The 24,028-nt window shown below is 61.0% G+C and carries 21 protein-coding genes; 7 read left to right on the top strand and 14 right to left on the bottom strand.

The window, feature by feature from the left end; translation table 11 throughout:
* Both GOX63_RS06655 and GOX63_RS06650 read right to left on the bottom strand, forming a co-directional pair.
* Positions 1-1,077, bottom strand: a complete 1,077-nt coding sequence (locus GOX63_RS06655) for a DUF2235 domain-containing protein (RefSeq protein ID WP_170326844.1) — start codon at positions 1,075-1,077, stop codon at positions 1-3.
* Positions 1,055-3,346: a xanthine dehydrogenase family protein molybdopterin-binding subunit gene (locus GOX63_RS06650; protein ID WP_170326845.1), complete on the bottom strand. Its 2,292-nt coding sequence runs from the start codon at positions 3,344-3,346 to the stop codon at positions 1,055-1,057. The genes GOX63_RS06655 and GOX63_RS06650 overlap by 23 nt, the downstream gene beginning before the upstream one ends.
* 140 nt (positions 3,347-3,486) lie before the next feature.
* On the opposite strand from GOX63_RS06650, the gene GOX63_RS06645 reads away from it, so the two are divergent.
* The 3 genes from GOX63_RS06645 (at position 3,487) to GOX63_RS06635 (ending at position 8,320) form a co-directional block, all read left to right on the top strand.
* Positions 3,487-6,648 carry a valine--tRNA ligase gene (locus GOX63_RS06645; RefSeq protein WP_170545200.1) on the top strand — a complete coding sequence of 1,054 codons (3,162 nt, stop codon included), beginning with the start codon at positions 3,487-3,489 and terminating at the stop codon, positions 6,646-6,648.
* A gap of 136 nt (positions 6,649-6,784) precedes the next feature.
* On the top strand, positions 6,785-7,948 hold the full coding sequence (locus GOX63_RS06640) for a benzoate/H(+) symporter BenE family transporter (protein ID WP_170326847.1): 1,164 nt from the start codon (positions 6,785-6,787) through the stop codon (positions 7,946-7,948).
* A 39-nt stretch (positions 7,949-7,987) separates the two neighbouring features.
* Positions 7,988-8,320 carry a DUF1992 domain-containing protein gene (locus GOX63_RS06635; protein ID WP_170326848.1) on the top strand — a complete coding sequence of 111 codons (333 nt, stop codon included), beginning with the start codon at positions 7,988-7,990 and terminating at the stop codon, positions 8,318-8,320.
* On the opposite strand, the gene GOX63_RS06630 is transcribed toward GOX63_RS06635, so the two are convergent.
* On the bottom strand, positions 8,321-9,103 hold the full coding sequence (locus GOX63_RS06630; protein ID WP_170326849.1) for a crotonase/enoyl-CoA hydratase family protein: 783 nt from the start codon (positions 9,101-9,103) through the stop codon (positions 8,321-8,323).
* A gap of 133 nt (positions 9,104-9,236) precedes the next feature.
* On the opposite strand from GOX63_RS06630, the gene GOX63_RS06625 reads away from it, so the two are divergent.
* Positions 9,237-10,340 (top strand): pyridoxal phosphate-dependent aminotransferase, encoded by a 1,104-nt coding sequence (locus tag GOX63_RS06625; protein ID WP_170326850.1) that lies wholly within the window; start codon positions 9,237-9,239, stop codon positions 10,338-10,340.
* A 7-nt stretch (positions 10,341-10,347) separates the two neighbouring features.
* On the opposite strand, the gene GOX63_RS06620 is transcribed toward GOX63_RS06625, so the two are convergent.
* The 6 genes from GOX63_RS06620 to GOX63_RS06595 all read right to left on the bottom strand — a co-directional run bounded on the left by GOX63_RS06620 (position 10,348) and on the right by GOX63_RS06595 (position 19,147).
* Positions 10,348-11,538, bottom strand: a complete 1,191-nt coding sequence (locus tag GOX63_RS06620) for a pyridoxal-phosphate-dependent aminotransferase family protein (protein WP_170326851.1) — start codon at positions 11,536-11,538, stop codon at positions 10,348-10,350.
* Between the two features lie 50 nt (positions 11,539-11,588).
* Complete coding sequence (locus GOX63_RS06615) at positions 11,589-12,221, bottom strand: bifunctional 4-hydroxy-2-oxoglutarate aldolase/2-dehydro-3-deoxy-phosphogluconate aldolase (RefSeq protein ID WP_170326852.1); 633 nt, start codon at positions 12,219-12,221, stop codon at positions 11,589-11,591.
* Between the two features lie 5 nt (positions 12,222-12,226).
* The gene (gene edd, locus GOX63_RS06610; RefSeq protein ID WP_170326853.1) at positions 12,227-14,032 is read right to left on the bottom strand and encodes a phosphogluconate dehydratase; all 1,806 of its coding nucleotides are present in this window, start codon (positions 14,030-14,032) and stop codon (positions 12,227-12,229) included.
* A gap of 1 nt (position 14,033) precedes the next feature.
* A complete protein-coding gene (gene zwf, locus GOX63_RS06605; protein WP_170326854.1) occupies positions 14,034-15,479 on the bottom strand; it encodes a glucose-6-phosphate dehydrogenase in 1,446 nt (481 codons plus the stop codon).
* Between the two features lie 139 nt (positions 15,480-15,618).
* Complete coding sequence (gene ptsP, locus GOX63_RS06600; RefSeq protein WP_170404263.1) at positions 15,619-17,862, bottom strand: phosphoenolpyruvate--protein phosphotransferase; 2,244 nt, start codon at positions 17,860-17,862, stop codon at positions 15,619-15,621.
* 46 nt (positions 17,863-17,908) lie between these two features.
* Entirely contained in the window at positions 17,909-19,147 is a 1,239-nt protein-coding gene (locus tag GOX63_RS06595) for an aspartate kinase (RefSeq protein ID WP_170545197.1), read from the bottom strand.
* 163 nt (positions 19,148-19,310) lie between these two features.
* Between GOX63_RS06595 and GOX63_RS06590 the strand changes: the two genes are divergently transcribed.
* Positions 19,311-19,664 (top strand): hypothetical protein, encoded by a 354-nt coding sequence (locus GOX63_RS06590; protein ID WP_170326857.1) that lies wholly within the window; start codon positions 19,311-19,313, stop codon positions 19,662-19,664.
* On the opposite strand, the gene GOX63_RS06585 is transcribed toward GOX63_RS06590, so the two are convergent.
* The 5 genes from GOX63_RS06585 to GOX63_RS06565 all read right to left on the bottom strand — a co-directional run bounded on the left by GOX63_RS06585 (position 19,658) and on the right by GOX63_RS06565 (position 22,701).
* Complete coding sequence (locus GOX63_RS06585; protein WP_170545194.1) at positions 19,658-20,296, bottom strand: SDR family NAD(P)-dependent oxidoreductase; 639 nt, start codon at positions 20,294-20,296, stop codon at positions 19,658-19,660. The two genes, GOX63_RS06590 and GOX63_RS06585, sit on opposite strands and share 7 nt — an antisense overlap.
* A 3-nt stretch (positions 20,297-20,299) precedes the next feature.
* Entirely contained in the window at positions 20,300-20,755 is a 456-nt protein-coding gene (locus tag GOX63_RS06580; RefSeq protein WP_170326859.1) for a DUF1178 family protein, read from the bottom strand.
* Positions 20,756-20,826: 71 nt separating this feature from the next.
* On the bottom strand, positions 20,827-21,291 hold the full coding sequence (locus tag GOX63_RS06575; RefSeq protein WP_170326860.1) for an NUDIX hydrolase: 465 nt from the start codon (positions 21,289-21,291) through the stop codon (positions 20,827-20,829).
* 118 nt (positions 21,292-21,409) lie between these two features.
* The gene (locus tag GOX63_RS06570; protein WP_170326861.1) at positions 21,410-22,153 is read right to left on the bottom strand and encodes an EcsC family protein; all 744 of its coding nucleotides are present in this window, start codon (positions 22,151-22,153) and stop codon (positions 21,410-21,412) included.
* A 53-nt stretch (positions 22,154-22,206) separates the two neighbouring features.
* Positions 22,207-22,701 (bottom strand): GNAT family N-acetyltransferase, encoded by a 495-nt coding sequence (locus GOX63_RS06565; RefSeq protein ID WP_367646725.1) that lies wholly within the window; start codon positions 22,699-22,701, stop codon positions 22,207-22,209.
* A 72-nt stretch (positions 22,702-22,773) separates the two neighbouring features.
* Here GOX63_RS06565 and GOX63_RS06560 point away from each other — a divergent pair, with 72 nt between their 5' ends.
* Positions 22,774-23,379, top strand: coding sequence for a flavin reductase family protein (locus GOX63_RS06560; protein WP_170326863.1), 606 nt, complete (start codon positions 22,774-22,776; stop codon positions 23,377-23,379).
* Positions 23,379-24,020 (top strand): CatB-related O-acetyltransferase, encoded by a 642-nt coding sequence (locus GOX63_RS06555; protein WP_170326864.1) that lies wholly within the window; start codon positions 23,379-23,381, stop codon positions 24,018-24,020. Before GOX63_RS06560 ends, GOX63_RS06555 begins: the two co-directional genes overlap by 1 nt.
* The last annotated feature ends 8 nt before the right edge of the window (positions 24,021-24,028 follow it).

Below are 24,028 nucleotides of genomic sequence, written 5' to 3'. Positions count from 1 at the left end.
CTACTGCGCCGGATGCGAGGGCAAATCCGGCATCGGCACCCAGCCCGGCAATTCATCCGGTGCGACCGAGACATGCAGGCGTTCTGACGGATCGCGACCAATCTTGCGGTGTTTGCGCAGCAGGAAGATCTTGCCCCAGCCGCGCCAGGTTCCGACCGAAGGCGCAGTGGTCGCAGTTGGGAAGCGGTCGCGCCAGCCATCCGGCAGCGGCAGCCCGTGCAACTCGGCCTTGTCCAGCATCCAGATCAGGGAAATGTTGCTAAGCGGCCGTGCGTCTTCGAATCCATTCAACTGACCACCGACATCACCGTGGGTGCCCCGGAACCAGACCTGTTCTACGTGACCGTTGAAATCAGAGGTACACTCCCACAGAACCGGTTCATAAACTTCGCGCGTCTCGTCCAGCGCCATGGCGTGATAACCGTGCCGGGTGGCAGGCCCAAGCTGATGGTTATGGAACGCGTGCTTTTCTTCGGCCCGGCGCCACAGCAACGGCAGGCGCAGGCCCAGCGCCTTGACGGTGTCCCAGACGCCGATCATTTCGATGGCAATTTCTTCGTGGCAGAACTGACGGCGGAAATCCCGGGCTGCGGTGCCGTTGGGGTTGCATTCGTAGTGGCGATAGGCCTGTTTGATGTTGCGCACGGTGGCGTGCTCGGCCTTGAGCAGGCCAATCATGTCGATCACCCCGGCAAGGCTGCGCACGCCGTAGGCCCCGCGCGAATACCCGATAAAATAGATCCGGTCACCGGGTTTGTAGCGCGATGCCAGATAGCCATAGGCGCGACGGATCTGGCGATTGATCCCCCGCCCCATCATCACGTCCAGCGAGGTTTTCCAGCTTTCCCACTGGACCCCAGCTTCGTAAAACACCGAGACCTTGCCACCCATCTCCTGACACAGACGAAACGCCTGACCTGCATGGGTTTCAAATCCCGGCTCCAGCGTCGACATTGTGCCGTCGAGGATGATGACATGGCTGACAGGCTCGCGATGAGGTGTCTCGGCCGAGTGCTCGGACCGCAGAGGCCGCCCGAGCCATCCCAGTACCTTTCTACTCAGCCGCGACAGATCCATGCGTCAACAATTCCCATACTCTGTTGGGTGTGAAAGGCATATCCGCCTGCCGCACCCCGTGATCCCAAAGCGCGTCCTGAACCGCGTTTGCCACAGCGGCCAGCGCGCCCACGGTGCCGGCCTCTCCGCAGCCCTTCATACCCATCGGGTTGGAAGTTGACGGAACCGGCGCCGAGGTAAACTTTATCATGGGTATCTCGGCCGCGCGGGGCAAGGCGTAGTCCATCAACGAAGCCGTGAGCAGTTGCCCTTGCGCATCATGCACAACATGCTCGGTCAAGGCCTGTCCAATGCCCTGGACCACACCGCCATGCACCTGCCCTTCGGCCAGCATCGGGTTGATTAGGTTACCAAAATCATCAACGACTGTATAGTGGTCCACCCATGTTTCACCGGTGTAGGAATCGATAACAATTTCGGCAACATGCGCGCCGTTGGGATAGCTGCGCGCATCAAGATTGGCGCGCGCTTCGTGTTGCAGCAGATCGGTGCGACCATCGGCGCGGGCCATCTCGGCCGCCTCGGTCAGGGTGGGCGTCAGGTTTGACCCGGGCGCGCGGAATGTTTCGTGATCAAAGCTCACGTCAGCCTCCTCGACCCCCATCTTATCGGCCAGATACGGCGTGAATGCGGCGATCATGACGTCGATTGTGGCCAATGTCGCCGTGCTTTGCACCGTGACCGAGCGCGACCCACCGGTGCCGCCCCCGTGGGGCAGCTGGTCACTATCGCCCTGAATGATGGTGATCCGGTCCATGGGAATGCCGGTCTGATCCGACAGGAAATGGGTATAGGCCGTCTCATGCCCCTGCCCATTTGACTGGGTGCCAACATAGAGGTTCACGGTGCCGTCCTCACAGAATGCGATCTTCGCGTTCTCGGACGGGTCTCCCAGAATACTTTCGATATAATAACAGAGCCCCTGCCCCCGGATCAGGCCACGTTCGGCGTCGGCGGCCTTGCGTTCGGCAAAGCCCGGCGTTTGTTCGCCCGCACGGGTCAGGACCATGTTGAAATCGCCGACATCATAAGTTTCGCCAGTGGCGGAGGTGTAAGGAAATTTCTCGGGCCGGATGAAGTTCTTGCGCCGCAGTTCCCACGGATTGATCCCCAATTCACGCGCCGCGCGATCCATCAACCGTTCAAGCACGTAGATCGCCTCGGGCCGCCCCGCCCCGCGATAGGCATCGACCTGCGTGGTATTGGTATAAAACCCTTCGACACGCATGTAGGTGGTCTGAACGTCATAGACCCCCATCAGTACCTTGCTGGCCAGATTGGTCTGGATCGCCTGAGCGAAATGGCTGTTGTAAGCGCCCAAGTTGACCTTGCTGTGGACCCGATAGGCGGTGATCTTGTGATCGGCGTCAAAGGCCAGCTCGGCCAGCGAGGTCAGGTCGCGGCCATGATGATCAGACAGCATCGCCTCGGACCGGTCGGACATCCAGTGAACGGGCTGACCCAGCTTCATCGCGGCAACTGCGACACAGAAATATTCGGGATACGGCATCACCTTCATGCCGAACCCACCACCCACATCGGGGGTGGTGACGCGGATCGCCTCAGGCTCCAGCTTCAGCTTTTGCGCCAGTTGCGCCCGCATGGCCCAGACGCCTTGACCGCCATAGGCAAACTGCAGCCGCCCATCAGCCCAATGCGCCTGACAGCCACGAGGTTCCAGCGAGGTGATGATCACCCGATTGTCCGCCACGTTCAGCGAGACGGTATGGGTGGCCTGCTGAAACGCGGCCTCGGTCGCGGCCTCATCCCCCAGCCCCCAGTCAAAGGCGCGGTTATCCGGGGCCTCGGAGTGCAGCATCTCCCCTCCGGCGTCGACATCCAGCTTGGCGGGCAGGTCGTCGGTCTCCATCCATATCATCTCAACCGCATCGCGGGCCTGCATTGGGGTCTCGGCGATGACCACGGCCACAGGTTCGCCGACAAACCGCACCCTGTCCTTTGCCAGCATATGCCGGTCCGGTGCCGCCGCCTTGGACCCATCCCGGTTGGTCACCGTCGCCGCGTTCATCACGGTATCGATCCCCGCCCCGGCCAGATCATCCAGCGCCATGACCAGCCGCACGCCATCCGCATCACGCGCCGCGTCCAGATCCAAAGCAGTGATCCGGCCATGCGCAACCGGGCTGCGGAAGAAGGCCGCGAACAGAGCATCGCCCGGCACATCATCATCCATGTACCGCCCTTGCCCGGTCAAAAAGCGCTGATCCTCGGTCCGCTTGACCGAGTGGCTTATTCCGAACTTCTCCATTGCGTGCTCCTGTCGCTGCCTCACAGGCGACATTAGGTTGCGCCCGTTCGTTGTCCAGAGCGTCCGCAGACCCTTCCCCTTCCCACGCGCATTCGTTATTGCAGGCGCTGACCCAAGATTGATGACGCAGGACGCACCCCATGGCGATGGAAAAGACATTCAACGCGGCCGAGGCCGAGGCCCGCATCTACGAGGCCTGGGAACAGGCCGGAGCCTTCAAGGCAGGCGCAAACAAATCGCGCGACGAAAGCTTTACCATCATGATCCCGCCGCCCAACGTGACGGGAGCGCTGCACGTGGGCCACGCCTTCAACAACACGCTGCAGGACATCCTGATCCGCTGGCACCGGATGCGCGGTTTCGACACGCTGTGGCAGCCCGGTCAGGATCACGCGGGCATCGCCACTCAGATGCAGGTCGAAAAGATGCTCGCCGCCACCCAGCAGCCCGGTCGGCGTGAACTGGGCCGTGAAAAATTCCTTGAGAAAGTCTGGGAATGGAAAGGCGAATATGGCGGCACGATCATCGAGCAGTTGAAGCGCCTCGGCTCCTCCTGCGACTGGTCGCGCAACGCCTTCACCATGGCCGGTGCGGCGGGCGATCCGCGCACGGGACACGAGAACTCGGCCAACTTCCACGATGCGGTGATCAAGGTCTTCGTCGACATGTACGAAAAGGGCCTGATCTATCGCGGCAAGCGTCTGGTCAACTGGGACCCGCATTTCGAAACCGCGATCTCGGACCTAGAGGTCGAGAATATCGAAGTCGCGGGCCACATGTGGCACTTCAAATACCCGCTGGCGGGTGGCGAGACCTATACCTATGTCGAGAAAGACGAGGATGGGAACGTCATCCTTGAGGAAGAGCGCGATTATATCTCGATCGCCACAACGCGCCCTGAAACCATGCTGGGCGACGGCGCGGTTGCGGTTCACCCGTCGGATGAGCGCTACGCACCCATCGTCGGCAAGCTTTGCGAAATCCCGGTTGGTCCGAAAGAGCATCGCCGTCAGATCCCGATCATCACCGACGATTACCCGGATCCCGATTTCGGCTCCGGCGCGGTGAAGATCACCGGCGCGCATGACTTCAACGACAACATGGTCGCCAAGCGCGGCGGCATTCCGATGTACCGCCTGATGGACACCAAGGGCGCGATGCGGGCCGATGGTGCGCCTTACGCCGACGAGGCAGGCAAGGCGCAGGAATACGCACGCGGTCGTGAGTTCACCGAAAACGAGATCGACGCGATCAACCTCGTCCCCGATCACCTGCGTGGGCTCGACCGGTTCGAGGCGCGGGCAAAAGTGGTTGAAGAAATCACTAATGACGGTCTGGCCGTCATGTGCCGTGCCGACGACGCGCGTCTGGGCTCGACCGCTCTGAAGCCCGAGCATGAAGGTGCCGACAAGCTGGTCCCGCTGGTTGAGAGCAAACCGATCATGCAGCCCTTCGGCGACCGCTCGAAAGTGGTCATCGAGCCGATGTTCACCGACCAATGGTTCGTAGACGCTGAAAAAGTTGTCGGCCCCGCGCTGGATGCGGTCAAGGACGGCACGGTCAAGATCATCCCCGAGTCGGGCGAAAAGACCTATTACCACTGGCTGGAAAACATCGAGCCCTGGTGCATCTCGCGCCAGCTGTGGTGGGGGCATCAGATTCCGGTTTGGTATGGCCTCGACCTGTCCGCCGATGACTTCATCGACGATGAAAATGATGGTGACCTTGATCTGGTCGAACTGGGCCGCTTGTTGAATGAAGGCGGTATGCTGCATCGTGGCAATGTCATGGAATGCGCAGCGAACCTTGAGGCCGTTTCCGAAAAGTTCCTCGACGACAACGCCAACATCCCCAGCCCGCTGAGCCACGCAACTGTTATAGAAGTTGCCGGCAAACAGGAAGCGATCCACCAGTTCGCTGAAAGCCTTGCTCAATACGCTGTCGACCAAGACCCGACCAAGCTGGTTTACCCGGTGTGGCGCGACCCCGACGTCCTCGACACCTGGTTCTCCTCCGGCCTCTGGCCCATCGGTACGCTGGGCTGGCCCGAGCAAACCGAGGAACTGGAGCGCTATTTCCCCACGGACGTTCTGATCACCGGCTTCGACATCCTTTTCTTCTGGGTCGCCCGGATGATGATGATGCAACTGGCCGTGGTCGATCAGATCCCGTTCCACACCGTCTACCTGCATCAGCTCGTCCGTGACGAGAAGGGCAAGAAGATGTCCAAGACCACCGGCAACGTCATCGACCCGCTGGAAATCGTGGACGAATTCGGCGCCGACGCGCTGCGCTTTACCAACGCCTCGATGGCGGCCATTGGCGGTGTGCTGAAACTGTCGCGCGAGCGCATCACCGGCTATCGCAATTTCGGCACCAAGCTTTGGAACGCCGTCCGCTTTGCCGAGATGAACGAGGTCTTCACCGACGCCGTTCCGCAACTGGACGTGGGCGACCTGAATCCCAAAGCTGCCGTGAACCGCTGGATCATCGGCGAGACCGCCCGCGTGCGCGAAGAGGTCGACGCGGCGCTGGAAAGCTATCGCTTCAACGACGCGGCCAACGGACTCTATGCCTTTGTCTGGGGCAAGGTCTGCGACTGGTACGTGGAGCTGTCGAAACCGCTGCTGCAGGGCGACGACGCCGAAGCACAGGCCGAGACTCGCGCCACCATGCGCTGGGTTCTGGATCAGTGCATGGTCCTGCTGCACCCGATCATGCCCTTTGTCACCGAAGAGCTGTGGGGCCTGACCGGTAACCGTACCAAGATGATCGTTCACGCCGACTGGCCGACCTACGCCGCTGCTGATCTGGTGGATGCGGATGCGGATCGTGAGATGAACTGGGTGATTTCGGTGATCGAAAACACCCGTTCGGCCCGTGCGCAGATGCGAGTTCCGGCTGGCCTCTATGTGCCGATGCTGGTGACCGAGATCGATGAAAACGGCCAATCCGCGTGGGACCGTAACGAGGCGCTTATCAAACGTCTGGCGCGGATCGACAGCCTGACCAAGGCGGATGAGCTGCCCAAAGGCACAATCTCGATCGCCGCCCCCGGTGCTTCTTTCGGCCTGCCGCTGGCGGATATCATCGACATCGGCGCAGAAAAAGAACGGCTGGAAAAAGCCAAGGGCAAGCTGGCCAAGGAACTGGGCGGCCTGCGCGGGCGCCTGAACAACCCGAAATTCGTGGCTTCGGCCCCTGAAGAAGTGGTTGCGGAAGCCAAGGCCAACCTCGCCGCCCGGGAAGAGGAAGAAGAGAAACTGAACGAGGCGCTCGCCCGTCTGGCCGAGATCGCCTGATCTGCACCTTGTCCTAAATACTCAAATTGAAACCCCACCGGCTAATCCGACGGTGGGGTTTTCTTTTGGCTCAAGGGACTTGCCCCCAAAGCGTAACCCTTGTTAGCAATTGCCGGTCACAAGCCCCGAGGTCAAAATGGCGCGCGCCTTCCCCCCGATGCAAACAATCTCGACCGGGCTGGTTGTGGCCATTGTCGGGTTCTTCAGTTCATTCCCCATCGTGCTACAGGGGTTGGCGGCCATGGGGGCATCCCCGGCCGAGTCCGCTTCGGGCCTGATGACGGCCGCGATCACCATGGGACTGACGGCTATCGGGCTTAGTCTGTGGTACCGGCAACCCATCAGCGTCGCGTGGTCGACGCCCGGCGTCGCGCTGTTGGCGGTGTCCGCGCTACCAGCGGCAGGATTCTCAGAGGCCGTCGGGGCGTTTCTGTGTGCAGGCGCGCTGACCGTGCTGGCCGGGCTTTGGCGTCCATTGGGGCGGTTGGCCGCGGCGATCCCAACGACGCTGGCGCAAGCGATGCTGGGCGGCGTTCTGCTGCCCCTGTGCATCACCCCCTTCAAGGCCGCCGTTGACCTGCCTTGGCAAGCCTTGCCGGTGATCCTGACATGGTTCATCGCCGGGCGGATCAACCGATTGTTCGCTGTCCCGGCTGCGGTGATCGCTGCAGCGATTGTTGTGGTCCTGAACGCAGGCGATACATCGGTGGCTCCATCGCATCTGATGGCCGTACCGGTCTGGACCATGCCGACGCTTTCGCTGGCCTCGATCATTGGCATCGCAATCCCGCTTTTCATCGTGACAATGGCCACCCAAAACATTCCCGGAATCGCCGTGATGCGCAGCTTTGGGTATGCGCCCACGCCGGGCAAGCTGTTCTCATCCGTCGGAGCAGCCAGCATTCTGTCGGCACCCTTCGGTGCCCCCGCCACTTGCCTTGCTGCGATCACGGCCGCGATGTGTTCCAACGAGGACAGCCACCCCGACCCGAACCAACGCTATTGGTCAGGGGTAATGGCGGGTGTGTTTTACTGCCTGTTCGGCATTTTCGCGGTGGCGATTACCGGGTTCGCCGTACATGCCGATCCACTGCTTATGGGTACGCTGACCGGAATCGCACTGATCGGAGTGCTGGCCAACGCAACCCACGCGGCACTTGAAGTCCCTGCCGAGCGGGAGGCCGCGGTTTTGACCTTTGCAATCACGGCCTCTGGCATATCCGTCTTTGGCCTGGGGGCTGCCGTCTGGGGGCTGCTGGCCGGTGGCATTGCCTATTTGGTGACGAACCGAACGCGCTAGCCTCTTTCACCTGTCGCAAGTCCGGAGTATCGTCTTGTCATGTTTGGATCGCTTGGAAAACTGATCGAACGCCAGATCAAAAAGGCGCAGGCCGAGGGCCAGCTGGAGGGCCTGGAAGGCGAAGGACGTCCGCTGCCTGACCGGTCAGGTGAGGCCCAAAGCGACCCGGCGATCGCAGCCGGGCACCGGATTATGGCGCAAGCCGGAATACTTCCCGAAGAATTCGAGATCCTCAAAAAACTGGATGCAGCGCGAAAAGACTATGCTGCACTGACCGACCCGGATGACCGCAAAGCGGCCATGGCCCGGATCGCGGATCTTGAGATGCGGTACAACATGGCACGCGACGCGCGGCGGGCCTTTATGCGCTGATTACTTGAACTCGGGCTTGCGGCCCTGCATCTGCGCCATCACCACCTCCATCTGATCGGGTTTGCCAATCAGTTCCACCTGCTCGGCGGATTCCTCCAACAAAACCTCGGCACGGGACTTGCTCTCAGCCACTTCGATCAGGCGTTTTGCCGCGCGGATGGCCGAGGGGCTTTTGCCTGCAATGTCTTCGGCCAGCGCCTGCGCCTCGGTCAGCGGATCGTCCGAGAGTTTCGTGACCAGCCCCCAGTCTGCCGCTTGCTGTGCGCCGATGGGACGCGCGGTGTAGGTCAGCAATCGCAACACGTCCGAGCGCACAAGCTGCGGTAGCAGGACCATGCCGCCCATGTCGGGGATGATGCCCCATTTCATCTCCATCACAGCCAGCTTGGCCTCGGGGTGGGCGATGCGGATATCCGCGCCCAGCGCGATCTGGAGACCGCCGCCATAAGCCACGCCCTGAATGGCACAGATCACGGGCACCGGCACTCGCCGCCAGACCAAGGCCAGTTCCTGCATCTCGTTGGCATCCTCATGGCTGCGGGTCATCAGCCATTCAGTCGGGTCCATATGGGCCATCTTGGCGAAGCTAGCCATGTCGAGCCCGGCACAGAAACTTTTGCCCTCGCCCGACAGCACCACGGCGCGCACGTTCGAGACCGCAACCTCTTGCCCGGCGGACAGCAGCGCCTTGACCATCGCATCATCCAGCGCGTTCATCTTGTCGCCCCGTGTCAGGGTGACATGGGCGATGTGATCTTTGTATTCGACGGATACGCGTGACATGTGGGCCTCCCAATCTCTGATACCCCAAACCATGCCCGGAAGGGTCGGTAAGTTCCACTACAACGTCGGGGCACGTCTGACGGTGCTGTAGCAGGTGGTTGCCTGGCAGGGGGCCATGGGGTTATCTCGCTGCATGACTGACCCACGCTATACCCCGCTCGCCCTGTCATTGCCCGCAACCGTGCCCTTTGTCGGGCCCGAGACACAAGAGCGTCAACGCGGCGCGCCCTTTGTAGCCAGGCTGGGCGCGAATGAGAGTATTTTCGGCCCCTCGCCCCGCGCGATCGAGGCGATGGCGGCAACAGAAATCTGGATGTATGGCGACCCCGAGAACCATGATCTGCGGCACGCGCTGGCGGATCATCACGGAGTGACGCCGGAAAACATCGTGGTTGGCGAAGGCATCGACGGGTTGTTGGGTTACCTCGTGCGGTTGCTGGTCGGCCCGGGCGATGCGGTCGTCACTTCGGACGGAGCTTATCCGACCTTCAACTATCACGTCGCAGGCTTTGGCGGCGTGTTGCACAAGGTGCCGTATAAGGGCGACCACGAGGACCCTGCGGCGCTGTTCACCAAGGCCGCGGAAGTGGATGCAAAGCTGGTCTATCTGGCCAACCCCGACAATCCGATGGGCAGCTGGCACAGCGGTGCAGACATCGTAAGGGCCATGGACGCACTGCCCGAAGGATGCCTGCTGGTGCTGGACGAGGCCTATGTTGAATGCGCGCCCGAGGGCACCGCGGCCCCTATAGGGGCGGATGATCCGCGTGTGATCCGGATGCGCACGTTTTCCAAGGTCTACGGCATGGCCGGGGCGCGGGTTGGATATGCCATTGGCGCACCGGGATTGATCGAGGCCTTCAACAAGGTGCGCAATCATTTCGGCATGAACAGGGCCGCGCAGGCAGGCGCACTGGCTGCCTTACAGGATGCTGAATGGCTGGCCCATGTGCAGGCGCAGATTAGCACATCCCGCGACCGCATCAGCCAGATATCACGGGATAACGGGCTAGCGCCCCTGCCCTCGGCCACGAATTTTGTCGCCATCGATTGTGGTCAGGACGGAGTATTTGCCAAGGCAGTGCTGGAGGCATTGGTGGCGCAGGGCATCTTTGTGCGAATGCCGTTTGCCGCCCCTCAGAACCGGTGTATCCGGGTCAGCTGTGGTGAGGCGGCGGATTTGGACGCTTTTGCAGCGGCGCTGCCACAAGCCTTGGCGGCAGCGCGGGCTGAATAGGCCTCGGTTATTGGGATAGAACGGCCGCGGCGGCCTCAAGCGCACCTTTGCCGCGCGGGATGTTCTGGGCGGCCATAGCAGTCTCCATGCCCCCCAATATCGCCATCACCATCTGACCGTTCACGTGGCCCATATGGCCGAGACGAAAAAAGCCGTTCCAGTCCTCCATGCCAAGACCGATGCCGAGTGTCAGGCCCATCTGTGTCTCAGTGAATTGGCGCAATGGCGTACCACGCGCATCCGTCAGGCGCAGAGTGGTGACCGCGTGGCTGCGATGGGCACGGTCGGCGACGTTCAACTGCAGCGCACCGCCTTCTGCCCAGGTTTCACATGCTGTCCAGATTGCAGTGGCTAGGCGTTCGTGGCGGGTCCAGACACGTTCGATGCCTTCTGCGTGGATCAGGTCCAAGGCGGCGCGCAGGCCGTACAGGTGATGCGTCGGGGCGGTGCCGTTGAAATACTGGTAGAACAGTTCCGGCTTTGCCCGCGGCTGCCAGTCCCAGTACTGAGACACACGCGGCATCTCGGCCCGTTTGGCCTGCGCTTTGTCGTTGAAGAACACGAACCCGACGCCTGCCGGAGTCATCAGACCTTTTTGGCAGGCGGTGACCATGACATCGACGCCCCAGGCATCCATCTCAAACCGGTCGCACCCCAGCGAAGCGATGCAGTCCGCCATCAACAGCGCCGGGTGGTTCAGGTCATCCAACAGCGCCCTGAGCGCCGGGATGTCGTTGCGGATTGAGCTGGAGGTATCCACATGCACCGCCAGAACCGCTTTGATCCGGTATCCGGTATCCGCGCGCAAGGCGTCTGCAATGCGCTCCATATCCCACGGTGAGGACGTACCGAAATCAATCAGTTCGACCTTGGCGCCAATTCCCTCGGCCATCTCGGCCCAGCCATGGGTGAACCGGCCCGAGGCTGGTGCCAGCACGGTTTCCCCTGGAGCGATCACGTTGGATAGCGCGGCTTCCCACGTTCCGTGACCGTTGGAGATGTAGATGGCGACGTGATGCTCTGTCCGGGCCACGCGCCGCAGATCGCGGGTCAGGGCAGGCATCATCTCGATCAGTTCGCCGTCATAGATATTGGGCGACGGGCGGTGCATGGCCTGCAAAACCGCATCGGGCATGACCGACGGGCCGGGAATAGCCAGATACTCGCGCCCCTGCGCGAGAGAAATTGGGTTTGTCATGGGGTCAACCTGTTTGAATTGCCCCCACCCTAACGCCGCAATAGGTGGCGTCAATCCGCCAGCTTGGCCGCCTCACGGGCAAGTGCTTCGATCCCGGCCCAATCGCCGTCCAGAACCATCTGCTTGGGTGCAACCCAGCTGCCTCCGGCGCAGACCACGTTTGACAGCGACAGGTAATCTTTCGCATTCGCAGGAGAGACGCCACCGGTCGGGCAGAACGTGATCTGCGGCAATGGCGCTCCGATGGCTTTCAACGCAGGCGCGCCGCCCGATGCCTCGGCCGGGAAGAATTTCAGCATGTCATAGCCCTGTTCCAGCAGGCGCATCGCCTCGCTGGCCGTGGCCGCTCCGGGCAGCAAAGGCAGACCTTCCGCCTCACAGGCCGCGATTAGTGCGTCGGTCGCACCGGGGGAGACACCGAACTGCGCGCCCGCCTCTTTGGCGGCACGCACGTCCTCAGGGGTAACCAGCGTGCCTGCGCCAACAACTCCGCCGGTCACCTGCGCCATCTCGCGGATCACGTCCAGCGCAGCAGGTGTACGCAGCGTGACCTCCAACGCGGGCAGGCCACCGGCGACCAGCGCCTCGGCCAGAGGGCGGGCGTGTTCTGCATCATCGACGACCAGAACAGGCACAATCGGCGCAAGGGCGCAGATTTCACGGGTACGTTGGGTTTTCGTCATGGGGATTATGCTCCGAAAATGCTGGCGCCAGCGTCGGCGGAACCGACGTTATTGCGGAAAGCGGCAAACAAGTCGCGACCAGTGCCGTGTTGGTTGGCAGACAGATCGGCGGTGACAGGAGCGCGATCCAGCACACCCGGGGTAAGGATTTCCAGATCGCCTTTCACCGCATCAACGCGCAATAGATCGCCGTCTTGCAAGTAGGCGATCGGGCCACCCTCCAGCGCTTCGGGGCAGACATGGATCGCGGCGGGAACCTTGCCCGACGCACCGGACATGCGGCCATCGGTGACCAGCGCAACTTTCTGCCCCCGCCCCTGCAGGATCGACAGCATCGGCGTCAGCGAGTGCAATTCGGGCATACCGTTGGCCTTGGGGCCCTGAAAGCGGACAACGACAATGACGTCGCCAGTGAATTCTCCGGCCTTGAAGGCGGCTTTGACCTCATCCTGATCGTGGAAGACACGCACGGGCGCTTCGACCACCTGATGTTCGGGGGCAACGGCCGAGACCTTCATGACCGCGGTGCCCAAATTGCCGGTCAGACGCGACAAGCCGCCGGTGGGCTGGAACGGGTCCTTTGCAGGGCGGACAATCTTGTCGTTCAGGCTATGGCCCGCGCCTTCTTCCCACGTCAACTCGTCGCCTTTCAGCTTGGGTTCCTTGGTATAGTTGTGCAGACCCTGCCCCGCCACCGTCAGCGTATCAGGGTGCAGCAGCCCGTCCTCAAGCAGCGTCCCGATGCAGTAACCCAGACCGCCAGCCGCGTGGAAATGGTTCACATCTGCCAGACCGTTGGGATAGACCCGCGCGATCAGAGGGACCACGGCAGAGATGTCGGAGAAATCTTCCCAATCCAGCACGATACCCCCTGCGCGCGCCATCGCGATCAGGTGGATCAGCAGGTTGGTTGAACCACCGGTGGCCATCAGACCAACGATGCCATTCACAAAGGCCCGTTCATCCAGCACCTGATAGACCGGCGTATAATCATTGCCCAACGCGCTGAGAGACAGGGCACGGCGGGCGCCCTCTTGCGTCAGCGCATCCCGCAGCGGGGTGTTGGGGTTAACAAAACTGGAGCCCGGCAGATGCAGGCCCATGAACTCCATTAGCATCTGGTTGGTGTTGGCGGTGCCGTAGAAGGTACAGGTGCCGGGCCCGTGATAGGCAGCCATTTCCGCCTTCATCAGCTCGTCGCGACCAACCTCCCCGGCGGCGAATTTCTGGCGGACCTTGGCCTTTTCATCGTTCGGCAACCCGCTGGTCATCGGGCCGGCGGGCAGGAAGACGGCAGGCAGATGCCCGAACGCCTGCGCACCGATGATAAGGCCGGGCACGATCTTGTCGCACACGCCAAGGAACACGGCCGCATCATAGGTGTTGTGGCTCAGCGCCACTCCGGTCGCCAAAGCGATCACGTCGCGCGAGAACAGCGATAGCTCCATCCCCGCCTCACCCTGCGTGACGCCGTCGCACATGGCGGGCACGCCACCTGCGACCTGTGCGGTGCCACCCGCCGCGCGGATCGCATCGCGGATCAGACCGGGGTAGCGCTCGAACGGTTGGTGGGCCGAAAGCATGTCGTTATACGAGGTGACAATGCCCAAGTTCCCGGCCGTTCCCGTCGCCATCGACTGCTGATCCTGACCCGCACCGGCATAGGCATGGGCCTGGCCGCTGCACGACAGATGCGCGCGCGCCGGGCCCTTTGACCGGGCTTGCTCCATCCGCTCTACGTGAGGCCCGCGCAGGTCGGCGCTGCGGTCGATGATCCGTTGGGTGACGTCGGTGATAACAGAGTGAACCATTTTAGCCTCCGATCTGACGCCAGCGGCGCCCGTCGCGATGCATCAGCATCAGTGCTTCTTCCGGACCTGAACTGCCCTGATCGTACCGCGCTGGGCGATCGCCCCGCTCTTCCCAGCCCTGAATGATGGGATCGACCCAAGCCCAGGCCGCTTCGGCCTCGTCCCCGCGCATGAACAGGGTCTGATCGCCGCGGATCACATCCATCACCAGCCGCTCATAGGCATCCGGCGCACTGGATTCAGCGCCCAGCGCGTCGGCAAAGCTCATGTCCAGCGCCACATCGGACAGGCGGAAACCGCCCGGGCCGGGGTCTTTGATCGTGGTGCGCAGAGTGATCCCTTCATCCGGTTGCAGGCGGATAACCAGCACGTTGCCGTGCAACGGGCCGACATTCGGGAAAATCGTATGTGGGGGATCGCGGAAGAACACCGCAATCTCGGATTCCCGCGCTCGCAGGCGTTTACCGGTGCGCAGATAGAATGGCACCCCGGCCCAGCGCCAGTTGCCCAGATGGACCTTAAGGGCAATGAAGCTTTCGGTCCGACTGGCGGGATTGCCGACGTGATCGACATAACCGCCTTGACCATGTTCGGCGCGATACTGACCGCGCGCGATGTCTTTGGGCTCTACCGGTTCCAGCGCCTCGATCACCTTGACCTTTTCGTCCCGCACAGCGTTCGGCGCGAATTTCGAGGGCGGTTCCATCGCCGTCAGGCACAGAAGCTGCACCAGATGGTTCTGGATCATGTCCCGCATGGCGCCGGATTGATCGTAATAACCCCCGCGCCCTTCGACGCTGACGGTTTCAGCCACGGTGATCTGCACGTGATCAATATGGGTCGAGTTCCACAGCGGTTCGAACAGCGAGTTGGCAAAGCGCAGGGCCATCAGGTTCTGCACTGTTTCTTTACCCAGATAGTGATCGATCCGGTAAATCTGATGCTCTTCGAAACAGGCGCGCAGACCCTCGTTCAACGCCTTGGCCGAGGCCAGATCATGCCCGAAAGGTTTTTCCACCACGATGCGGCTGTCCGGCGTGGCAAGCCCGTGATCATGCAGACGCTGCGCAATGCCTGAGAACAGGCTGGGACCGACGGACAGATAGAAAGCGCGTACCACATCAGGGCGCAGAGACTTGGCAAGATCGGACCAGCCCGCCTCACCCATTGCATCAACCGGAACGTATTCGACCCGGCCCAGGAACTGATCCAGCACGTCCTTTTTGAACTTGGGCGCGAATTCTTTCATCGAGGCGCGGATCTGTTCACGAAACGCGTCGCTGTCCATGTCCGACCGGGCAGTGCCGATGATCCGGGCGTCTTCGGGCATCTGGCCCACTTCGAAACGATGATAGAGGCCCGGCAAAATCTTGCGCTGTGCCAGATCGCCAGTGGCGCCGAACAACACCAGATCGAACGGGTTGACCGGAATTACGCGTGAAACCATCGACGGGCTCCTTCAGTTTTCACCTGAGCCACCATAGCATCCCCAGTTCGTGGTGCCTGTGACATGGGTTATGTTATCGCTAACATTCGCGCTTTGAATAGGCAATGCAGATGCAGAAAGCAAGCCCGGAATTGGAAATTCAGCTCTGATTGCGCAGCCAGTCCATGACGGCGGGGCGTACAGACTGCTCTCCTCGGTGGCGCGCGTCGGCGATAATCTTGCGCAGCGATTGCAGGTCAGCCCGTAGCAGAAGGCTTTTGACCGGACCAATCGAAGCCGGACGCATCGACAGCGACCGAATGCCCATTGCGGCCAGGCACAGCGCCTCGACCGGGCGACCTGCATCCTCACCGCAGAAGGACAGCGGCGTGTCCGAGATGTTGCAGCGCTCAACGATCCGCTCGATGAAGCTGAGGAAGCTTACATTCAGCGTATCGTAGCGGCGGCGCACCAGTTCATTCTCGCGGTCGGCGGCAAAGAAGAACTGCTTCAGGTCGTTGCCGCCGATCGAGACAAAATCAACCTCGTCAAAGAACTTCTGCGGCGCAAAGGCAAGTGACGGCGTTTCCAGCATCGCGCCGACTTCGATCGTCTCGGGCAGGACGTGGCCAAGGCGCTTTTCACGCTCGATGGTCTTGTTGACCTCCCACTTCGCCTCGCGGAATTCGTCGGCCTGCGCCACGAAGGGGAACATGATCGTCAACGGCCGACCATTGGCAGCGCGCAGCAGGGCCTGCAACTGCATCCGCATCACGCCGCGCTTGTCCAGCCCGACGCGAATCGCGCGCCAACCCAGCGCCGGGTTCGGTTCGGCCACGTGTTTCATATAGGGCAGAACCTTGTCCGAGCCGATATCCAGCGTCCGGAACACCACACGCTTGTCGCCAGCCGCATCCAGAACCCGTTGATATTGCGCCACCAATTCCGACCGTTTCGGCATTTGGTTACGGATCAGGAACTGCAATTCGGTCCGGAACAGGCCAACGCCTTCGGCCCCGGAATTGCCCAGCGAGGGCAGATCGGCCATCAGACCCGCATTCATCACCAGATTGATCCGTTCACCATCCCGCGTAACGGTTGGGGTTTCGCGGATCGAGGCATAACGCTCCTGCGCCTTGGCCTGCATGGCGATCTTGTCGCGGAAGGCGCTGACCACGGTATCTTCGGGGCGCAGATGCACGACACCATGATCACCATCGACCAGGATGTGGTCGCCGTTCAACGCCTCGGTGGTGATGCGGCCCACATGAACAACCAGCGGAATCGCCAGTGCACGGGCGACAATGGTGGCGTGGCTACCGACTGAGCCTTCCTCAAGAACGATACCTCTCAGCGACCGACCGTATTCCAACAGATCACCGGGGCCGATATTGCGGGCGATCAGGATCGGATCGGGCGGCAGGTCGGCGCCATCGGTTTTGCCCTGCCCGGTCAGGATACGCAGTAACCGGTTGGACAGGTCGTCCAGATCGGCCAGTCGTTCACGCAAATAGGGATCGGTCACCTGCCCCATACGGGCGCGGGCCTGTGATTGCTCTTTCTCGACCGCGGCTTCAGCGCTTAGGCCGCGGGCGATGTCTTCTTCCATCCGCCGCATCCAGCCTTTGGAGTTGGCAAACATGCGGTAGGCTTCCAGAACCTGAAGCTGCTCCTTGTCAGCCCCCTGCGAAATCTCCAGCATCTTGTCGACGCCGACGCGCAATTCCTCAACGGCATCTGTCAGGCGCTCGCGCTCACGATGCGGGTCGTCGGCAATGGGATTGGTCACCACTACGCGTGGTTCATGCAGCCAGACATGGCCCTCGGCTGAACCTTCCTGTGCCGGTCCGCCGTTCAGCTGCACTGATTGCTGGTGCAGCGGCGACAGGGCCGCGCCTTCACCGACAAAGGCACCCAGTTCGGCCATTTCGGCCAGAACCATGGCGACTACTTCCAGCGCATAGACCTCGTCCGCGGAAAACTCGCGCGCTTCGCGGGATTGCACCACCAGAACGCCCAGCTTTTCGCCCAGACGCTGAACCGGAACACCAAGGAAGGACGAGAACCGCTCTTCCCCGGTTTCCGGCATATAACGGAAACCTTTGGCCGACGGCGCATCTGCCGTGTTCACGACTTTGCCGGATTGGGCGACGCGCCCCACCAGCCCCTCGCCCATGCGCATCCGGGTCTTATGCACCGCTTCTGGTGCCAGACCTTCGGTGGCGCACAGCTCCAGCGTATCTTCATCGCGGAACAGATAGATCGAGCAGACCTCGGCCCGGATGCTGTCCGCAATCAGGCTGGTGATCCGGTCAAGACGCTCCTGACCGGCGGCTTCGCTTGCCATCTCTTCGCGCAGCCGCCCCAGCAGCTTGCGGGATTCTGTTTCGGTGCCGTCCGCCATGGCCCAACCAATTTAGTGTGTCAGGCGAAACCCTTGGCTGAGATGCTCAGGCCGCCTTGTCCAGTTCAAAGGCATCATGCAGTGCCTGAACCGCAAGTTCCATGTATTTCCTGTCGACAAGGACGGAAATTTTAATCTCAGAGGTTGTGATGACCTTGATGTTGATCCCCTCATCCGAGAGCACCTTGAACATTTTGGCCGCAACGCCGGACTGAGAGCGCATCCCGATGCCCACAACCGAGACCTTGCAGACGTCCTGATCCGCAACCAGTTCGGCATAGTTCAGCTCGCCCGCGTCCTTGATCGCCAGCAGGGCTTTTTCCGCCCGCGCCACCTGATCGGTCGGGCAAGAGAACGTCATGTCCGTGCGTCCCTCATCCGAGATGTTCTGCACGATCATGTCGACATTTACGCCCTCATCGCTGAGCGCGGTAAAGATGGTCGAGGCGATACCGGGGCGGTCCGCCACCGATACGACGGTCATCTTGGCTTCGTCACGGGAATAGGCCACACCGGCCACGACATTGGATTCCATGATATCCTCCTCGTCAACGACCAGCGTACCGGCCTCGTCGGATTGTTCTTCGAAACTTGAGAGAACGCGCAGTTTCACCTTATAGCGCATCGCCAGCTCGACCGAGCGGGTCTGCAGCACCTTGGCCCCCAGCGAGGCCAGTTCGAGCATTTCCTCGAACGAAATGCGGTCCAGCTTCCGCGCCTTTTCACAGATGCGCGGGTCAGTGGTGTAGACGCCGTCCACATCCGTGTAGATGTCGCAGCGCTCGGCACCAAATGCGGCAGCGAATGCGACGGCCGTCGTGTCCGAACCACCGCGTCCCAGCGTAGTGATGCGGCCTTCGGGGCTGATGCCCTGGAAGCCTGCAACAACAGCCACCTTCATGCCTTCCCCGAATTTCTGATTCAGGTTCTCGGTTGGGATTTCCTCGATCCGGGCCTGGCTATGGGCGCTGGTGGTTTTCAACGGCACCTGCCAGCCCTGCCAGCTGCGCGCCGGGATATCCATTTCCTGCAGCGTCAGCGCCATCAGGCCAGCGGTCACGTTTTCACCCGAGGACACCACGGCATCATATTCGCGCGCGTCATACAGCGGAGAGGTCTCGTCAACCCAGCCGACCAGTTCGTTGGTCTTGCCGGACATGGCCGAAACGATGACGATCACGTCATAGCCCTTGGCCACCTCGACACCGATGCGTTTGGCTGCGCGACGGATGCGGTCAAGGTTGGCAACCGATGTGCCACCGAATTTCATAACGAGTAAGGGCATGGGGGTGGTCTCTCCGCGCCTTGGAATTCAGATCCCGTGCGTCTTATGCGAGGGGGGCCCTAAGGGCAAGGGTTCAAAACCGCCCCGAATGCCGCATCGGACCGCTTTACATCCGGCAGTGGGGGTGTCAGCCTTAGATATCGAATTTTCCAAGAGGTTTTCCATGCTCCGCCTTGCCATCGCAGCCATGCTGCTGTCTTCGCCCGCTTTTGCGCAAGTTGCCACACTGGCCGCAACCGACGGCAAGAATGCCTTGGGCACGGTGCCTTGCGCCGCGGGCGGTGAGCCACTGAGCAGCTGCCATGCCGAGCTTCGCCACCATGATGATGGCACCACCACGCTAGCCGTTTCGTTGGGCGCAGGCGAGGTACGCAGCATCTATTTCACCGATGGCGTACCAACGTCCAGCAGCTCTCCCGCCAATATCAGCCACGAAACGCGCGGTGACCTGACGGTGGTTTTCATCGACCCGGATGAGGTTTACGAAATCCCCTCAGCCGCACTGATCCGTCAGTAAACGTGGGGGCGACCGTCCCAGGTTTCGAAACAGCCTGAGGTCTCCAGTGACAACGCATCAAACCGCTCGATCAGGCCCTCTGCAGCCTGATCCGAGGTGATCTCGGCGGCCGACCCGCCCATTTCCGTCTTCACCCAACCGGGGTGATAGATGCCGACGGCGATCCCGTCCGCGTGCAGATCGGTGGCCAGATTCCGCCCAAGGTTAAGCGCGGCGGCCTTTGATGCGCGGTAGATATAACTACCGCCCGGCGCCCGCGTATGTGACGCCATTTGCGAAGATAAAATCACGATCTTTCCGCGCGCTGCGCGCAGGTTGGGCAGCAAGGCCTGAACGGTCAGGAACACGCCGGTGACATTGGTGGCAAAACTCTGCGCCCACATGTCGGCCGGATAGCCGTCGATGCCCTGTCCCTTGTCCAGATAGACCCCGGCATTGCAGATCAGCAGGTCAACCGGCTGGTCTACCAAATGCGCTGCCAAATCAGCATGTTGCGACGGGTCAGCGACATCCAGAACCACTTGCGCCGACCCGTCCCGTGCAGTGCCGGTCAGCGCGTCGCCCCGCGCCCGATAGTGATCCGCCAGCGTTCTGCCGATCCCACGACCGGCGCCAGTGATCACAACATGCATGTGTCAGTTGGTCTTTCTGCTGGGAACAAAAGGCAGCGGAGCCACCGGCACCCCATCATCAATCAAGGCCTGAGCCTCTTCCGGCTTGGCCTCACCGTAGATCGCCCGTTCGGGGGCATCTCCCAGATGAATCTTACGCGCCTCGCTGGCGAAATCCTTGCCGACATAGTCCGAGTTTTCTTCGACCTTACGGCGCAGCTCGGTCAGCACCTTTTCGATATCGGGGGCCGGTGCCGCCACATCTATCGTGTCCGCCTCTGGCATCGGCGCCAAGGGCCGTGCCTCGGCGTTGCGGGCCGGACGGACGCGTGGTGTCATGATGGCTTTTTCGACTTCCAAACACCCGCACACGGCGCATGTCACCATGCCCGCGGATGCCAGTTTGTCGTAAGCAGCGGCCGATTGGAACCAACTGTCAAACGTGTGGCCGTTGCTGCACTTCAATGCGTACTGAATCATGGTCCGTCCAAATGTCGGTTGTCGAATAGATACCGAGGGACATGGCAAGATCAAGCCCCTCCAGCGACAACTCAGTGCCTAACAGGCTCAAGCTTTCGTAACAATATTGCCAATTCGCGGGACTTGACCTTTTGGGCCGCCTTTTTCGGTGAATACCACTTTCTGTCCCGTTGCCTGCATTCGGGAAAGCGCGATGAGACCGATTGCACCAATAGCGGAAATACATCCACGGCGCATAGTACAGGTCCCTTTTTTTGGCGGAGTTTCTGGTAATGGAACCGCCCCATCGCCTGCGCGTCGCACAGACCGCGAATACCGGCCTCTTCCCATGCTTCCTGAAGGGCTGTCTCGGACGGGGTCAGACCGTCGATCAGCCATCCTTTGGGAATGATCCAGCGATGAGATTTACGTGTGGTGATCAGCAGAACTTCGGGGTGGCCCTTTTCGATGCGATAGCACAGCGCGGCCGATTGCTGCCGCACCGGCAGATGCCGGGTCTTTCGCGAAACATATGGCGCAAGTCTGGCGTCAATCACGCTAGCCGCCTTTCAATTGGAATCCTTGCCTGTTTTCCCGCAGTTTTTTGCTTATTTAGCGGGCCCTCGGATAACGGATACCATATAAAGCGTTTTTCTCCAAGCCCTTGGCTTTGGATCACATACGCGCCGCCAGTTTGCGCACCAGATCATCATGCGGAATATCCGCATCTATCGCCAACCTCCGCAGGCCAAAATGCACCCGGGCGATCTGCTGGTAATAGCGCGTATAGACATAGTTGGTGCTACCGCCGGCAATCGCCCCCAGCACCGGCACGGACTGCGCCGCCAGTTTCTGCCCCAGCACGACAGACAGGCGGGGGGCAACCGCCGCGACCAGCTTTTGCATGGCCGGACCGGTCAGCGTCAGCCTGACGGAAAAGAACCCAAGATCAGCGCCATCGTCATTGGACAAAGGCCCGGCCGCCGACAGAACGCGCACGCAGTCGAATTTCACACCTTCCTCGGACGGATCAAACCCTTCGCGCGCCGCGGCACCCTGTATGGAACGCAACAGCATCGCAGTAGTCGCCGGTAGCTCCATCAGAGCGGTAGAAACACCGCCCAAGCCGCCCGCCGCGCCCATGGCGGTGGTCACAGCGGTGTTGACCCAGGGGCGCTGATCGGGAACAGCACGGCGCGATCCTTCGGCGGCGTGCATCGCCAGCCACAAGGCCTGCTCTGTAGCGCCCGTAAGACCTTGCTTGATCGGTTCAGGCAACTGATCCAACAAAGACTCAGCCGATCCGCCCAAACTATTTAACAGTTTGACACCGGGTCCACCGGCCGTCCTGTAATACCCGGCCAAACGGTCCAATTCAGCCTCGGCATCCAGTTTTTCGACAAGAACCACGTCCTGCATAAACACCCTCCTGCCCTTTAGACATCGGGGTTTATGCCCGCGGTTTCAATAGCTCAGCGGCTCCAGCGGGTCACCATACCATGAACGCCCTCCCAAACGCCGGGCGACAATTCCAGCCCCAGAACGCGATCCGGGTTGGTGGGCGGCGGCATCTCAACCTCGCTGAGACGGGAAAACCCGAACCGAGCGTAATAGGGCGCATCACCGACCAACATGACGCGTTCCCACCCCAATGTGCGGCCAGCTTCGATGCCTTCGTGGATCAGAAATCCGCCCAAACCTTCGCCCTGATGAGTTGGGTGCACGGCCACTGGCCCCAACAGCAGCGCATCGTGTTCCCCCACATGCACCGGCCAGAATCGGATGGCACCGGCGAGAATGCCCTGCCCGTCCCGCGCCACCAGAGACATCCCCGTCACAGGCGGCACATCATCGCGCAGACGATAAGAAGACAGTGCCTCGCGCCCCGGCGCAAAGCACAGGTCATAAAGGGCTTCGACTTCCCACCAATCCTCCGGCTCTTCCGGCCTGATCCCGAACTGCTGCACCCCAGCCCTCTTTTCCTTGCTGGCATTCGCACTAGCACTTCGGTACGCCTTGGGCAAACGCTTGGAGATCATATGTTCTACCGCCCCGAAGACGGCCACGGCCTGCCGCACAACCCCTTCAACGCCGTCATCACGCCGCGGCCAATCGGTTGGATATCCACACGCAGCCCCGAGGGGATCAACAATCTGGCCCCCTATTCCTTTTTCAACGGGGTCGCCTACACGCCGCCGCAAGTGATGTTTGCATCAACCGGCACCAAGCATGATCAGGATAGTGGCAAAGACAGTGTGTCGAATATCGAGGCGACCGGCGTGTTCTGCGTGAATGTGGTTGCTCATGCGCATCGGGACGCGATGAATGCCAGTTCCGCAGGCCTGCCCAAACATCACGACGAATTCGATCACGCCGGTCTGACACCGGTCGAATGCGAGACTATTCCGTGCGCCCGAGTTGAAGGCGCTCCAGCTGCACTGGAATGCAAGCTGACGCAGATTGTTACTCTGCCAGGAGACTCAAATCGTGTCGTGTTTGGCGAAGTCACCGGTGTTCACCTGCGGGATGATTGCCTGAAGGACGGAATTTTCGACGTCACGTCCTTCCAGCCGCTGGCCCGGCTTGGATATCGCGACTATTCAGTTGTGACCGAGCTATTCAGCCTGTCCAGGCCTGACGACTGATGCCACTCCCTGATCCTCATCGCAGATACCCGGTTACCCTGCCCGATGGGACCGACCACAAGGGCACGGTGTTCTTGTCCGAAGCATTCGATCATCCACGGTTTGAGGTCGGGGCGTTCAGCTACGCATCAGACTTTGACCCGCCCGAGGATTGGGGGGCACGGCTGGCTCCTTATCTGTTTCCGTTTTCGAAGGAAAAACTGATCCTCGGCAAATTTTGCCAGATTGCTCATGGCGTTCGGTTCATTACATCTTCGGCCAATCACGCGATGGCGGGTCTGACCTGTTTTCCTTTTCCTGTCTTCGATCCGGACAGGATGTCAGGATACCAACCCGACACGCGGGATACGATCATCGGGCATGACGTATGGATCGGATATGGCGCATTGATTCTGCCCGGAGCCCGGATTGGCAACGGATCAATCATTGGCGCCGGATCGGTTGTACGAGGTGATATCCCACCTTACGCAATCGTCACAGGAAACCCCGCAGAAGTACGGCGATACCGTTTTGAACCGGATGTGATTGCCAGACTGGAGGCGCTTGGCTGGTGGGACTGGCCACCACAAGAAGTTGGAGCCGCCGAAAGCGCCCTTCTATCCGGGGATATCGATAGGCTGGAACGATTGGCACCAAATTGAAAGGCGAC

The sequence above is a fragment of the Ruegeria arenilitoris genome (assembly GCF_013031355.1).
Classification (GTDB): domain Bacteria; phylum Pseudomonadota; class Alphaproteobacteria; order Rhodobacterales; family Rhodobacteraceae; genus Ruegeria; species Ruegeria arenilitoris_C.
This window is presented reverse-complemented; position numbering and strand designations above follow the sequence as displayed.

Bases quoted from the DNA above. Each gene is read 5' to 3' on its own strand.
- GOX63_RS06645 (WP_170545200.1), top strand. From the start codon at position 3,487: ATGGCGATGGAAAAGACATTCAACGCGGCCGAGGCCGAGGCCCGCATC.
- GOX63_RS06585 (WP_170545194.1), bottom strand. From the start codon at position 20,296: ATGCATGTTGTGATCACTGGCGCCGGTCGTGGGATCGGCAGAACGCTG.
- GOX63_RS06590 (WP_170326857.1), top strand. From the start codon at position 19,311: ATGCTCCGCCTTGCCATCGCAGCCATGCTGCTGTCTTCGCCCGCTTTT.
- GOX63_RS06650 (WP_170326845.1), bottom strand. From the start codon at position 3,346: ATGGAGAAGTTCGGAATAAGCCACTCGGTCAAGCGGACCGAGGATCAG.
- GOX63_RS06640 (WP_170326847.1), top strand. From the start codon at position 6,785: ATGGCGCGCGCCTTCCCCCCGATGCAAACAATCTCGACCGGGCTGGTT.
- GOX63_RS06635 (WP_170326848.1), top strand. From the start codon at position 7,988: ATGTTTGGATCGCTTGGAAAACTGATCGAACGCCAGATCAAAAAGGCG.
- GOX63_RS06555 (WP_170326864.1), top strand. From the start codon at position 23,379: ATGCCACTCCCTGATCCTCATCGCAGATACCCGGTTACCCTGCCCGAT.
- GOX63_RS06620 (WP_170326851.1), bottom strand. From the start codon at position 11,538: ATGACAAACCCAATTTCTCTCGCGCAGGGGCGCGAGTATCTGGCTATT.
- GOX63_RS06630 (WP_170326849.1), bottom strand. From the start codon at position 9,103: ATGTCACGCGTATCCGTCGAATACAAAGATCACATCGCCCATGTCACC.
- zwf (WP_170326854.1), bottom strand. From the start codon at position 15,479: ATGGTTTCACGCGTAATTCCGGTCAACCCGTTCGATCTGGTGTTGTTC.
- edd (WP_170326853.1), bottom strand. From the start codon at position 14,032: ATGGTTCACTCTGTTATCACCGACGTCACCCAACGGATCATCGACCGC.
- GOX63_RS06625 (WP_170326850.1), top strand. From the start codon at position 9,237: ATGACTGACCCACGCTATACCCCGCTCGCCCTGTCATTGCCCGCAACC.
- GOX63_RS06580 (WP_170326859.1), bottom strand. From the start codon at position 20,755: ATGATTCAGTACGCATTGAAGTGCAGCAACGGCCACACGTTTGACAGT.
- GOX63_RS06655 (WP_170326844.1), bottom strand. From the start codon at position 1,077: ATGGATCTGTCGCGGCTGAGTAGAAAGGTACTGGGATGGCTCGGGCGG.
- GOX63_RS06615 (WP_170326852.1), bottom strand. From the start codon at position 12,221: ATGACGAAAACCCAACGTACCCGTGAAATCTGCGCCCTTGCGCCGATT.
- GOX63_RS06570 (WP_170326861.1), bottom strand. From the start codon at position 22,153: ATGCAGGACGTGGTTCTTGTCGAAAAACTGGATGCCGAGGCTGAATTG.
- GOX63_RS06560 (WP_170326863.1), top strand. From the start codon at position 22,774: ATGTTCTACCGCCCCGAAGACGGCCACGGCCTGCCGCACAACCCCTTC.
- GOX63_RS06595 (WP_170545197.1), bottom strand. From the start codon at position 19,147: ATGCCCTTACTCGTTATGAAATTCGGTGGCACATCGGTTGCCAACCTT.
- ptsP (WP_170404263.1), bottom strand. From the start codon at position 17,862: ATGGCGGACGGCACCGAAACAGAATCCCGCAAGCTGCTGGGGCGGCTG.